Annotated in this window: 9 protein-coding genes; 2 read left to right on the top strand and 7 right to left on the bottom strand. The window is 42.9% G+C overall.

The annotated features are described in order from the left end of the window. Nucleotides 1-73 precede the first annotated feature (73 nt). Together G344_RS0107325 and G344_RS0107320 are read left to right on the top strand one after the other, a co-directional pair. Nucleotides 74-1,261, top strand: coding sequence for a sodium/glutamate symporter (locus G344_RS0107325; protein ID WP_051245912.1), 1,188 nt, complete (start codon nucleotides 74-76; stop codon nucleotides 1,259-1,261). 317 nt (nucleotides 1,262-1,578) lie between these two features. After that, nucleotides 1,579-2,691, top strand: coding sequence for an IS1249 family transposase (locus G344_RS0107320; protein ID WP_028255622.1), 1,113 nt, complete (start codon nucleotides 1,579-1,581; stop codon nucleotides 2,689-2,691). A 61-nt stretch (nucleotides 2,692-2,752) separates the two neighbouring features. Here the strand turns inward: G344_RS0107320 and rsmA are convergent, their stop codons facing one another. The 7 genes from rsmA to G344_RS0107285 all read right to left on the bottom strand — a co-directional run bounded on the left by rsmA (nucleotide 2,753) and on the right by G344_RS0107285 (nucleotide 12,075). Further along, on the bottom strand, nucleotides 2,753-3,613 hold the full coding sequence (gene rsmA, locus G344_RS0107315; protein WP_028255621.1) for a 16S rRNA (adenine(1518)-N(6)/adenine(1519)-N(6))-dimethyltransferase RsmA: 861 nt from the start codon (nucleotides 3,611-3,613) through the stop codon (nucleotides 2,753-2,755). Between the two features lie 12 nt (nucleotides 3,614-3,625). Further along, on the bottom strand, nucleotides 3,626-4,165 hold the full coding sequence (gene rnmV / locus G344_RS0107310; protein WP_028255620.1) for a ribonuclease M5: 540 nt from the start codon (nucleotides 4,163-4,165) through the stop codon (nucleotides 3,626-3,628). 207 nt (nucleotides 4,166-4,372) lie between these two features. Beyond that, entirely contained in the window at nucleotides 4,373-5,353 is a 981-nt protein-coding gene (locus G344_RS0107305; RefSeq protein WP_028255619.1) for a 3D domain-containing protein, read from the bottom strand. Nucleotides 5,354-5,831: 478 nt separating this feature from the next. Beyond that, nucleotides 5,832-7,955 carry an RNA degradosome polyphosphate kinase gene (locus G344_RS0107300; protein ID WP_028255618.1) on the bottom strand — a complete coding sequence of 708 codons (2,124 nt, stop codon included), beginning with the start codon at nucleotides 7,953-7,955 and terminating at the stop codon, nucleotides 5,832-5,834. A 3-nt stretch (nucleotides 7,956-7,958) separates the two neighbouring features. Continuing rightward, the gene (locus tag G344_RS0107295) at nucleotides 7,959-9,512 is read right to left on the bottom strand and encodes a Ppx/GppA phosphatase family protein (protein ID WP_028255617.1); all 1,554 of its coding nucleotides are present in this window, start codon (nucleotides 9,510-9,512) and stop codon (nucleotides 7,959-7,961) included. A gap of 12 nt (nucleotides 9,513-9,524) precedes the next feature. After that, complete coding sequence (locus G344_RS0107290) at nucleotides 9,525-11,063, bottom strand: Ppx/GppA phosphatase family protein (protein WP_028255616.1); 1,539 nt, start codon at nucleotides 11,061-11,063, stop codon at nucleotides 9,525-9,527. 241 nt (nucleotides 11,064-11,304) lie between these two features. Beyond that, nucleotides 11,305-12,075 carry a TatD family hydrolase gene (locus G344_RS0107285; RefSeq protein WP_028255615.1) on the bottom strand — a complete coding sequence of 257 codons (771 nt, stop codon included), beginning with the start codon at nucleotides 12,073-12,075 and terminating at the stop codon, nucleotides 11,305-11,307.

Raw genomic sequence — 12,075 nt, 5'->3', positions numbered from 1 at the left:
AAAGGGGGTTTTTCAAGTGAAAGGTCTTATTGACTTAAGCCTCGTAAACGGCGTCTGGACATTGAAATTATCCATGATCCAAACCGTTGCCTTGGCAATTGTAACATTGTATCTGGGTGAATTCATAAAAAAACATTCATCCTTTTTGCAGAAAGTGTGTATGCCGGCACCGGCTATCGGCGGTTTGCCCTTTGCATTTATCTGCGCGTTTTTATCGTATTATAAAATCATTAACATTTCCTTTGAAAGCTCCTTACAGAGCTTCCTCATGTTGGCCTTCTTTACTACCATCGGTCTTATGGCCAGCTTAAGCGTTCTTAAAAAAGGCGGTATTGGTATTATTATTTTCTGGATTGTTTGTACCGCCTGGATTGTAGTACAAAATGCCGGTGGTATTATTATCGCAAAACTTATGGGCATTCATCCGATATTCGGCATCATGGCCGGTTCCGTTTCTATGATGGGTGGTCTTGGTACAGCCGGAGCCTTCGGTCCCTTCTTCCAAGAACAGTTGGGTATGCCCGGTATCGCTACCGCAGCCATCGCGGCAGCCACCTTCGGTATGGTAGCCGGTACGCTTATGGGGGCTCCGGTGGGAGAACGCATTATTAAGATGCACAACGTAACGACACCTGCCGAAGATCCTTCTCTGCTACAGGCAGATGGCATTGATATGTCTAACGAAGACGAAGAAAGCAAGAGCTTTACATTGCCACAGTTAATGAATACCATCGCCATCGTTGGTATTTCCCTGGGCCTAGGTACCATTGTAAGTTATGGCCTTTCTATTGCTGTTGGTCCGTTACCGGCCTACATCGGTGCCATGATTGTCGCCGCTGTCATTCGAAACTACGGTGACCTTACCGGGTCGTATCGTATTAACAGCGCTGCATTAGATGCCGTATCTAATATTTCGTTAAGTATCTTCGTAACCATGGCGATTAACAGTTTAAAACTGGTACAGCTCATCGATTTGGCTATTCCGCTGTTGGCTATTCTTGCCTACCAGATGGTTGCCATTGCTGTCTTTGCCTACCTCATTTTCTGGATTTTCCAGCGCAATTACGATGCGGTTATGCTCGGTACCGGCGCTATCGGTTTCGGTCTTGGGGCTACGCCTAACGCTCTCGTAAATATGCTTTCCTTGGCTGATAAACACGGTCCGTCTCCTAAAGCATGGCTCGTTGTATCGTTAGTTGGGGCTTTCCTCATTGACTTCACCAATGCATTCTTAATCACCTTTATGGCAAAAATGCTGTAATACCTATTATATTCGGTTAGCGTATAACCCATTATAATTGGTCCTACATACAGAAAGAGCACTGAATTTTAATTCAGTGCTCTTTCCTTTTACATCACTTTACTTTTTATCTTATCATTAGAGTTATAGGACAAAATGTGTTGGTCTAAGAGCCGATGGAATCAGTATTTTACTGGGGCCATCGGCTCTCAAACTTTTTTTAGACAACTTTGAGGGTGGACAAAATGTGTTGGTCATGGACACGATAAGCCCATAATTTACCTGCTTTCAATAAGGTTGTATCTTCAAATAGTGTATTTTGTTTTGGAGGTACTCACATGCGATATATAAAATGTCCTTATTGTGGAGAAAAGTCTAGCAAGTATGGAAGAACAAGAGCTGGTACACAGCGTTGGAAATGTGGTAATTGTAATAACACGTTTACCGAGAAAGTAGATAGTTCGGCTAAATTATTAACCCAATTTTTGAGGTGGCTTTTCAGCAAGGAGGTACAGGCAGACATGCCGGGAAAAGGCCGTACATTTCGGCGCAAAACAGCTAAATTCTGGTCTATATGGCCTCTGCCACCTAAGATTGAGGAACAATATGATGTGCTCTATTTAGATGGTATTTATCTATCTAGAAAACTGTGTGTACTGATCTGCTGTAGTGATGAACATGTACTTGGTTGGTATGTGTGTCGCTATGAAAATAGCCGGGGATGGAAGGCTTTAATGGAACGCATAGTGGCACCTCGTGTGGTGATTTCAGACGGTGGTTATGGCTTTGCTAAGGCTTTACGTGAAAGCTGGCCTCATACGAACCACCAACGTTGTATATTCCACGCCTTTACCCAGGTAAAACGGTATACTACCGGCCGACCGAAAACAGTGGCAGGACGAGAGTTGTACGAGCTATCCAAGAGGCTATTTAGCATTAACAACCTCGGCCAAGCTGCCGCCTGGATTGAGGAGTTAGAATCCTGGCGTATGAGGCATGATGCTTTTCTCCGGGAAATGACTATGGATGAATTTGGAAACCAACGCTCTACGCACGAACGACTTTTAAAAGCAGAAAAATCCTTAATTCGACTTATTAAACGAGAGACCTTATTTACTTATTTAGAGTTCATAGATATTGCAGTGTCGCCCTACAATAACCGATTAGAGGGTGGTGTAAATGCACAGCTACGGGCCATGCTGAGAAACCACCGTGGTTTATCTCTTGAAAGACGATTGAAAGCGGTCTATTGGTGGTGCTATATGCACTCACCAAGACCGCTTTCAGCTTCTAATATATTACGTTGTATGCCTACAGATGCATGCATTGCCAAAGCCTACCAAGTTGCCGATAGGCGATACCGTGTTGATCGTAGCATTCCACACTGGGGCGATGCCATTGTTTGGAACGAGCTTCATATGTCTACGGAATTTCCTACTTATTGGGATTAGGGCCAACACGTTTTGTCCTATAACCCTATCATTACGTATCTTACTATTAATTATCTTACCATTATTTATCTTGCAGCAACACATACCATGCATTAGCTACGTCAGCTAATTCTTGTAAAGAGAATGTTTCTCCCCGCCGCGCGCCGTCAATATTAGCTTTCGCTAAAACAGATGCGATGGTTTCCTTATCCAAACCGGTTGTCTTCATCGTATTACTGAAGGTTTTTCGACGTTGAGCGAATGCTGCCTTAACGACGCGGAAAAATAATTTTTCATCAGCTACTTCCACCGGTGGTTTCTCCCGCAAGCGGCAGCAAATAACAGCACTGGTTACCTCCGGCGCCGGCATAAACGCCCGTGGAGGCACATCCATTACAATAGATGGTTCCGTATAATACTGAACCGCTACCGATAACGCCCCATAGGCCTTCGTTCCCGGTTGTGCCACCATGCGCTCAGCCACTTCACGTTGTACCATAACCACCAGTCGTTCTATGGGAAGCTTCATTTCCAACAAAGACATTATTATCGGCGTTGTAATGTAATACGGTAAATTAGCAACCACCTTAAATGGTTTATGATTCATAATCTCCGGAATATTTACCTTTAATACATCACCATGAATAATACGAACGTTGTTGTACTGTGCCAAGGTAGTATCAAGAACTTCTAACAAGCGACGATCCAATTCAACAGCCGTCACTGCTGCCCCACTTTGCGCCAAGCCTTGTGTAAGCGTACCAATGCCGGGACCAATTTCCAACACAGGCTCGCCTGCAGTAAGTTCCGCAGCAGCTACAATTTCATCTACCACCGAGCGGCGAATTAAGAAATTCTGTCCCAGTTTCTTACTCATATGTATGCCAAACCGCTTGCAGACATAGTGTACGACTTCCGGACTGGCTATAATAGATTCTAACATGCAGTTCCTCCGTTAACTGATTTGATCATCGCGCAAGGCAGCATTAAACTCTTCACGCGTAATTCCATAATGATTTAACCGATATAAAAATTGTTTGCTATTACCGTACCCGATTCCCAATTTATCACCAATCAATGCACGGCGGCCCGCACTCGCCGGACAGCCTGTAAGATCGTGAGCGACCATATCCTGCATCGTAAACAATTCGGATGATGTCATTGTCTGCGTATGCAACTTAGCTAATGCACGACGAATGGCTTCCGGAGATGCTTGCTCAATGCCGATATCATTATTAGCCAACGCATCTTCTCGCGCAACAAATGCATGCTGTGCATTAGGAAATTTTTTAGATAAAAATCTACGGATACGTTCTCCCGCCGTATCGGGATCCGTCAAAATAATAATACCTCGTTTATTATAAGCCGCTTCGATTTGTTCCAACACACCGGCTCGCAGTGTAAAACCTTCTGTTGCAATGCAGTCAGCTTCAACTGCCTGTGCAATGCGTTGTATATCCGATTTACCTTCTACTACAATCACTTCTTTTAACATAATGTATCACCGGCCTTTCTTACAAGTTTGCCTCTTTTATTTTAGCAAATCTACCATAAATAGAAAAGCGACAAACAGTCAAACGATAGTAGCTTTCACATCGTCTGTTCTGTCTGTCGCTTTTGACGAGCATCTTATTTCATCACAGAGATTTCATTTCTCTCCCGACGCCTCAAAACCTATATATCACATTCACCTATAATGCACTTACTGTAATATGTAGACCTCTACCGAACGTCGACCAAAATTCATTGCTTCGCCATAATCTTCCATTAACAAATCAATTCTGTTACCTACAATAGCTCCACCGGTATCGGCTGCAATCGCCACACCATATCCGGGGATATAAAGTCGCGTACCCAATGGGATTACATCCGGGTCAACCGCCACTACTCCTCGGCGAGCTACCATACCGGTTGCCGTAATACCTCGACCGTCTCCATCACCGGGTAAATACGCACTGGCCTCCATAGTCAGCACTTCTTTATATCGCATATTACCGCGCGATGTTTCGATTGAATCACGGCCTCCCTCCTTAATAATAGTTGGCACCATTTCTTTAAGGGGAGTTTTCTGTATGATTCGTCGTTTTATTTCTTTGCCGTTCTCATAGAGCACTTCTTCACGAACCTGCTCTACCCCCGGCGTTCCTTCCTGCACTACCTGAGTTTCACCGATATGCATAGTCTCGTCACGCTGACGTACCTCTTGCACATCAATCTGTCGTTCTGTTTCCTTGACGGAACGACTCGTCACATGAGCAATGGAAATAGAACTGCCTGCTTTAAGCACTTCGCCTTCATCACCACTAGGTACGTAATTAGGTGCCTTATATCCCAACTCATCAGCCAGCCCCCGTGCCGTATGCTGTACAGTCATCACAGTTGATGTCTTGCCATTAACGGTTACGTTTACAGGGAACGCGCGCAAAACAGTAATTACGGTACCGTCTTGTAGGGTCTGCGTGCTGGTAAGTACAGCATCCTTGGCGCCCATGGAAATACCTGCATCACGTAAAATTCCGGAAGCAGAGTTGAGGTGTGTCTTAATTGTCTGTGTTTGACCATCGGCTTCGATTGTCACCGTTTTTACATTCCAAGCAAAGCCGGAAACGGTAATCAGTAAGACAAGTAAGAGTGTTAACAGTAACGTCATATGACGTTTCTGCATTGTCAGATATTTTGTCATCTAATCCCTCCTGCCTTACGTATTCTACCACAAAGAGATACCTCCGTCAAACATTGGTAAGTATCGTCCATCCAAGCACACGATAAACTCTTATTTCATCATGCTTTTCTTATTTCCCCCTCATCTCTTTAAGTCCATTACAAAAATACACTGACTAAATATTTATTTTTGAAATTATATTATCACTTTTTATTTCTTCATTTTATATTCATTTAAGTAATAGCAAAGCCTTGTCAAGTTATTTACAATTCTTCAAGAGCTGTAAATTCGCTTAGGACAAGGCTTTTCAATCTATTATTCATTTGAAGTGATAATTCATTGGATCAAAATCATATTCCAACTCCCCATAAACGACGGCAACCAAACTTAACGATTCGCAGAATTATATCCACCTATGGATGTCCACGATAGATACATCTCACTATACATATAAGGTTGGTGATTTATGGCAGAACCCTATTCATCGATTTCAACCATTTTATTTGTCCGATTTCATCATCGGTTGCATTCGTTCTATAACTGTCATGGATGGTTTCTCCACTGCTTTCAAGGCATCCTTCATCAGCGTTTTCTGTACGCTAATACCATCTTCTTTAGTAACCAATTTTCGATAAGAACCATCGGCACGCATGACATGCGCCTTTGTATTATCCGCTAGGTATAAATCCAAAATACGACGTATGCGATCCTTATGACGTTTTTCTTCGATAGGTATCATTAGTTCCACACGATCGTTTAAATTACGTGGCATCCAATCAGCACTTGATAAAAATGTGCTGTCTTTACCGCCATGGCGGAAGTAAAATAATCGGTGGTGCTCCAAAAAACGTCCCACAACAGATCGCACCCGAATATTTTCGCTGACTCCGGGGATTCCTGGACGCAATGTACAGATACCTCGTACAATCAAATCAATAGTAACACCCTTTGAAGAAGCTTCATACAACTTAGCAATTACTTTTTTATCCAGTAACGAATTCATTTTTGCAATGATATACGCTTCCTCGCCGCGTTCCGCCCAAGCAATTTCTTCATCAATATTTGCCATAATTTTTTCACGAAGATTTAATGGCGCCACAATAAATTTATTCCAAATCGGCGGATCCGAATAGCCGGAAATTAAATTAAAGAAAGCCGACGCATCTTCGCCGTATTCATCATTACAGGTGAAAATCCCACAGTCCGTATACATACGCGCTGTTTTCCCATTATAGTTCCCTGTTGCCAAATGCACATAACGACGAATAACATCATCTTCACGACGTACGACCATAGTAATTTTCGAATGTGTTTTAAGCCCCTTCAAGCCATAGATTACATGGCATCCTGCTTTTTCCAAGCGCCGTGCCATTAATATATTATTAGCTTCATCAAACCGAGCCTTAACCTCCATAAGAACCGTTACCTGTTTGCCATTATCCGCCGCCTTAACCAACGAAGAAATAATCGGCGAATCACCGCTAACGCGGTACAATGTTTGCTTAATGGCCAACACATCCGGATCGTTAGCCGCTTGTGCCACAAAGTCTTCTACTACCCTAAACGTTTCAAAAGGATGATGAACGAAGATATCCCCCTGACGAATTACTGAAAAAATGCGTTCTCCCTCATGCCCTACCAGTTCGGCCGGTTCGCACGATTCAAAAGGCTTATAACGTAAATGCTCATAGCCCGGCATATCGCAAAACCCAAAATACATGCATAAATCTAAATGGCCGCCTACTTCATATACATCGCCCGGTTGTAAACGAAGACTGTTCAAAATGAATTGCAATAGGTCTTTATTACCTTCCCCCATAACTTCCAAGCGAACAGCTTCCCCCCGTCGACGACGTCGCAGGGACTCTTCCATTTCCCGCAAAAGGTCCTTTGCTTCCTCTTCATCAATTTCCAAATCCGCATCACGAGTCACTCGAAATGTCATGGAGTTGACAATTTCGTGTCCCATAAAAAATGCATCGGCATAATAGGTAATGATATCTTCCAAATACATAAACTGACGTTTATTTTTATCTACTGACGGAAGCTCTACAATGCGATTCAATACAGAAGGTATCGGCAAGATAGCAATTTTTTCATTTACTGTGCTATTTTTACGTCCCTCACGATGTCGAATCGTAACTACTGTATTCATCGTCTTGTTTGCCAAGAACGGAAACGGGTGACCCGAATCAACAGCCAACGGAGTTACTACAGGATATACCTCTCGTTCAAAATACGTTCGCAGCCATGCCTGCTGTTTCTCCGTTAAGTCCTGAGGCGTAACAAAATATAAACCTTCCTTTTCCAAGGCACTCAACACATTACGCAAATAGGTATATTGTACGCGCACTAGGCGCTTAGCCGATTCATCAATTGCCTTGAGTTGTGCTTTCGCATCCATATGAGCCGCATCGTAACGAACAATGCCATTAGCCTCCTGATGTCTCAATCCGGCTACGCGAATCATAAAAAATTCATCCAGGTTAGAACTGGTAATAGCAATGAAGCGTAATTTTTCCATAAGTGGATTTGATTTGTCGATGGCTTCCTGCAATACCCGCTGATTAAACTTTAACCAGGATAATTCACGATTAAAATAATATTTCGAATTGGTAAACATCCCTTATCTGCCTCCAATCTTAAGCTTGATAGATAAGCCGAACACTTCGCTGAAATAGTCGGCTTCTCGGGCAAAGGTCCATTTTTCCAGAGATACATCCTCTTGTGCTACGGCTTCTACCACGATGTTGCTATCACGGCGATGTAATGAAATACGTTCAATCTTATGCTTATGACTAGCATCCAATGCCCGTGCTATACGTAAAATAGCCACTAATTTTGTGACACAAATTTTTTGTAATTCTCTAAGGCGCCTAAAATTATCATCGTCATCACCGGGCGTTCCCTTATATTGATAATACACAACATTGGCCACAATTTCCTTTTCTCGATCGGAAAGTCCGAAAATATCCGTTCCCATTACGATGTGATAACCGTGTTCACTGTGATTGCGCAGACTTACATACTTACCTACTTCCGAAAGAATGGCTGCTATACGTAATAAAAATGCCATACGCGTTGTAATTCCATGATCCCGTAAGGCATCACAAATCTGCAGCCCAAACCGTTCTGCTTCCCGAGCATGCGTCTCATCCACATGATATCGTTGTGCTACCGATCGTGCCAGTTGTACATTTTGTTCACGCAACATATATAAAAACGGATGATTTTCTACTTCCGCTCCATAGTACAAAGTAACTCCGTTAACAAAACCGGATGAACTGATAAGTAACGTTTGAGCGTGAACCATTTTTAATATTTCATGATACAGAACCAATGTAGGCATCAAAATATTAGCGCGGTGTTCCGGTAAGCCGAAACGATTCATCAGTTTTGTAGAGGTGACACCGTGAAAGGAATCCACAAATTGATTGAATTGTTGTGGCAGCATAGCTACCGTTCCTCTTGCTCCCGAAGACTCAACACCCATTAGGCGCGCAATTTGTTTTGCTTCGTCCCCGGACAAAATAACATATTTTACATTAAAACGACTTACTTCATCACGCACCGGCGATAACATGCTATAAAGGTATTCGCCTACCGCATCAGGAAACGATAACGACGATCTTTGATTCCGATTAAACGATTCCATAACACGCAAGGTACCGATATGTACATTTTCTTGAAAGAGCATAGCACCGCCTTGCCATACAGTGATGCCTACACCGCCCGAAGTGATATCCAAAAACAAAGCAGCATCCTTTGTATCGGTAAACCCTTCCTTTGTCATATGATAGTACAGTCCAAAGTATTTATAATAAATTTCTTTCGGCATATCCACAACTTCAACGGTAAATCCGGTTTGGATAAAAATCTGATCCAGAATACTTCTTCTATTATCTGCTTCTCGAACAATCGCCGTGCCATACACCTTATACTCCGTTACGCCGTACTCCTTCATCAATCGTTTATATCCCTTCAACACACGACAAATTTCTTCAATCGTGTCAAAGGAAAGGCGATGATTCTGAAACAGTTCTTCCCCAAACGTAACATCACGACTGGCATATTCGATTATTTTTACTTGGTCTAACGTTGTGTATTCAACGATAGTCATACTCATACTACTTGCTCCCAGATGTAAAATTCCGTAAAGCAAGGGCTTTTGTAAGGCCATATCGTTACCTCCTTACAAGGCTTCGCACCATTTAACATGTAATGTTCTCTTGTATTCTTTCTTAAATTGCTTCAACAATTTATTAACTGCCACTTCCGCAATCGATGTATTTACACCATGCTTAGTCCATACAGTCAACTCTACCGCGTCGTCCTTGATGACTGTCGATACAGACACGGTAGCCTGTTCATGGCTTTCATCAATGGCCTCCGCCAGCGCCAACATCATAGATATACGATGTACCACACCTTTGTCATCATCACTGAGCAGACGACCATAAGGACTAGTCTTCATATATTTGCTATTAGCTCCGTGAGAATCGGCGGCCATAAAAGAGCACATTGCTTGTTCGTAATGGGAGATTCCATACAAATTACTGTTGACAATCATATACGCACTATGCCGCGCATGGCTGTAATAATTAATTCGTTTACCGATATCATGCAGTAGCGCAGCTACCCGGAGCAGTTCGCGCATTCGATCATCACCGCCGTGCAAACTTTGCCACTGCTCGTAGAGCATATCCGTTAAACGTGCAATGTATTTCGCGTGAATCAAATCGTTTTGCGGCATTCCCAACAATACATTTTCTGCCGAATGAAGCAAAATATTATCAATGATACCGTCAGGATTCATGAAATTCTCGCCGTAATATCGATAAAACAAACCTTCACGTAAACCACATCCGCTAACACGCATAGCTGATGCTTTGGTGTAATCCATCAATTCCATGATTAATGCCGTACCGGCAATAATAATGTCGGCCCGTTCCTGTGATAATCCTGAAATCTTGCGCCGCTGTGCCAATGTTTTATTACATACTTGACGATAAATAGCCTCCAACCGCTCTCTCGTCAATTCGTAATTATGAAGTTTGGCTATAGGATATTCATGAGCACGCTGGTCCATCTTTGCTAGGTTACGTGCCGTACCGCCGATACCTACCAAAGGTAATCCCACTCCGGCTAGCCATTCTTCATCCGACAACAGCTCCTGAATATATGCTTGCATGCGCAGCCGCTCTTCACCGGACATCTCTTTACCACTTTGAAATTTACCGGTTAATGTTAGTGCCCCCATGGGAAGACTAACCGATCGCAAAGCCTGTCTATCTCGTACCAATGTCACTTCCACGCTGGCACCGCCCAAGTCAAACAACACAAAATCTCGTAAACCGATTGTGTTAATGACACCGAGGAACCCAAGATGCGCTTCCTCCTCACCGCTGATACAAACCAAATCAATTCCTGTTTCTTCTTTTACCCGATCGATAAATTCACCGCCGTTATGCGCTAACCGCACCGCTGCCGTCGCAACCGCGTAAATTTCATGACTGTCCATCGCCTCTGCCATATGAGAAAAGGCTTTCATACTACTCAACGCACGTTGAATCGCCTCTTCCGTAAGACGGTTATGTGTCCACATATTCTCGCTTAGGCGGATACTCTCCTTCTGTTGATAAATCAACTGATAACTACCGTTATCTGCAATTTCCATAATTACAAATCGTACGGAGTTAGAACCCAAATCTATAAATGAAACTCGCTTCATCGCATCCCCCTATAATAATTCACTGCTCGATACTAATTGCATTACCTATGGTAAGTAAAATCTACCGTATTGCGGTAGACGATCTACTTCAATCTTACCCAATGCAGACATTCTTTTCAAGTCTAACCACAAAAAAGCGTCGCCTTCAATAGGATTTTCCCATAAAAAGCGACGCTTTCCTTTATAAGTTTATCATTCGCAAAATTGTCAGTAATCAACATTAACGAATCAGTGAAATCATCTACTGAATGCCAAAGAGACGTTTACCGTTTTCCAACGCAATTTCAGCCAGTTCATCTGCTGTTATTCCTTTCAATCGCGCAATCTCTTCTGCTACAAATTGTGTCTTTGTCGGATCGTTGCGGCGACCGCGGAACGGTGGCGGCGTCAAGTATGGCGAATCTGTTTCAATCAAAATCCGGTCCAACGGCACTTGCTGTGCTACTTCTTTTAGTCGTGTGGACTTCGGAAATACTACCGGTCCTGCAAACGAAATATAATATCCCAGCTTCATACACTCTTTAGCCATTTCCCAACTACCGGAATAGCAATGGAAAATACCGAAATTTCCTTTGCCATACGTACGCAGTGTATCAAGAATATCACCGTGTGCATCACGATCGTGAATAATGATAGGTAAATCGACTTCACGAGCCAGCGCTAACTGACGCTTAAACTCTTTCATTTGTGTTTCACAATCAGAGAAATCATAGTAATAATCTAATCCGATTTCACCAATGGCCTTTACCTTATCATGATGTAATGCCATATCTTTAAAATATTCGTAATCTTCTTCGGTAACATCCTTCGATTCATGAGGATGTACACCCACCGCTGCATAAATTTGTTCATACTGATCTGCCAAGGCGATGGCTGACTCTGCCGTAGCCCTATCCACAGCAGGGCACATAATATATTCTACCCCTGCCGCAAAACAAGCGTCCAACATTTCGGTACGATCATTATCAAAGCGCTCCTCATTAACATGCGCATGAGTATCGAATAAACGCAT

The organism is Veillonella magna DSM 19857 (genome assembly GCF_000428745.1).
GTDB classification, from domain to species: domain Bacteria; phylum Bacillota; class Negativicutes; order Veillonellales; family Veillonellaceae; genus Veillonella_A; species Veillonella_A magna.
Note: the sequence above shows the minus strand (reverse complement) of the source record. Positions and strands in the feature narration are given on the sequence as shown.

What these genes read in the sequence shown, in the direction of transcription:
- G344_RS0107290 (WP_028255616.1), bottom strand. Translation starts at nt 11,063, where the DNA reads ATGAAGCGAGTTTCATTTATAGATTTGGGTTCTAACTCCGTACGATTT.
- rsmA (WP_028255621.1), bottom strand. Translation starts at nt 3,613, where the DNA reads ATGTTAGAATCTATTATAGCCAGTCCGGAAGTCGTACACTATGTCTGC.
- G344_RS0107325 (WP_051245912.1), top strand. Translation starts at nt 74, where the DNA reads ATGATCCAAACCGTTGCCTTGGCAATTGTAACATTGTATCTGGGTGAA.
- G344_RS0107305 (WP_028255619.1), bottom strand. Translation starts at nt 5,353, where the DNA reads ATGACAAAATATCTGACAATGCAGAAACGTCATATGACGTTACTGTTA.
- G344_RS0107320 (WP_028255622.1), top strand. Translation starts at nt 1,579, where the DNA reads ATGCGATATATAAAATGTCCTTATTGTGGAGAAAAGTCTAGCAAGTAT.
- rnmV (WP_028255620.1), bottom strand. Translation starts at nt 4,165, where the DNA reads ATGTTAAAAGAAGTGATTGTAGTAGAAGGTAAATCGGATATACAACGC.
- G344_RS0107285 (WP_028255615.1), bottom strand. Translation starts at nt 12,075, where the DNA reads ATGCGTTTATTCGATACTCATGCGCATGTTAATGAGGAGCGCTTTGAT.
- G344_RS0107295 (WP_028255617.1), bottom strand. Translation starts at nt 9,512, where the DNA reads ATGGCCTTACAAAAGCCCTTGCTTTACGGAATTTTACATCTGGGAGCA.
- G344_RS0107300 (WP_028255618.1), bottom strand. Translation starts at nt 7,955, where the DNA reads ATGTTTACCAATTCGAAATATTATTTTAATCGTGAATTATCCTGGTTA.